This is a genomic window from Nocardia spongicola, assembly GCF_047200775.1.
In the GTDB taxonomy this organism is placed as follows: domain Bacteria; phylum Actinomycetota; class Actinomycetes; order Mycobacteriales; family Mycobacteriaceae; genus Nocardia.
The window spans coordinates 1-431 of record NZ_JBJZOO010000068.1 but is presented as its reverse complement, the minus strand read 5'-3'; the positions used below and the strand labels follow the sequence as shown (position 1 = coordinate 431).

The 431-nt window shown below is 62.2% G+C and carries 1 protein-coding gene; it reads left to right on the top strand.

Annotated features, from left to right (window positions below; translation table 11 throughout):
* Window positions 1-55: 55 nt before the first annotated feature.
* A partial coding sequence (locus ACL02S_RS24230; protein ID WP_412804802.1) for a beta-ketoacyl synthase N-terminal-like domain-containing protein occupies window positions 56-431 on the top strand: 376 nt, incomplete at its 3' end.

Here is a 431-nt window from a genome sequence, read left to right as displayed (position 1 = left end):
TCGCCGGGCGCGAATGCGTGGACACGATAATAATGTGTCGGCCCAGGAGTTCAACGTGTCTGATATTGCCATTGTCGGTATCGGCTGCCACTACGCCGGTGGCATCGAATCCCCGGAAACCTTCTGGGATCTCGTAGCCAACAAACGTGACGGGGTGCGGGATATTCCTCCTGAGCGTTGGGACTGGCGGCGCTTCTACGACCCTGACAAACGCACCCCCGCGCATATGTACGTCAAACGAGCAGCGTTCCTGCACAGCGATCCGTGGGCGTTCGATCCGGACTTCTTCGGTATCTCCCCCCGCGAAGCTGCGGAGATGGACCCCCAACAGCGGCTGGTGCTGCACACCGCGTGGGAAGCCTTCGACGACGCCGGGATCGCGGGCCGGATCTCCGGCTCCTCCCTCGGGGCCTATATCGGTGCGTTCACCA